The sequence below is a fragment of the Algoriphagus sp. A40 genome, from assembly GCF_002002735.1.
In the GTDB taxonomy this organism is placed as follows: domain Bacteria; phylum Bacteroidota; class Bacteroidia; order Cytophagales; family Cyclobacteriaceae; genus Algoriphagus.
Genome location: NZ_MUNY01000040.1, coordinates 1 through 218 on the forward strand (window position 1 = coordinate 1; position 218 = coordinate 218).

Genomic DNA, 218 nt, shown 5'->3' on the forward strand with positions numbered 1-218 from the left:
TCACCAACAGCGGCAACGTGACCCTGGCCGGACCATTCAGTGTGACAGACGACAAGATTGCGGGCATTGCGGCGGTGAACGGTCCATTGGCACCGGGCGGCAGCGTGACTGCGACAGGCAGCTATACGATTACCCAGACGGATCTGAACAACGGCAGTGTGACCAACGTGGCCAGCGCGAGCGGCAACGGGGTGACCTCGAATACCGATACCGAGACC

The 218-nt window shown here is 61.5% G+C and carries 1 pseudogene; it reads left to right on the forward strand.

Annotation, left to right across the window (positions count from 1 at the left end):
• Nucleotides 1-218 (forward strand): annotated as a pseudogene (locus tag B0E43_RS26525) (hypothetical protein); the annotation flags it as partial.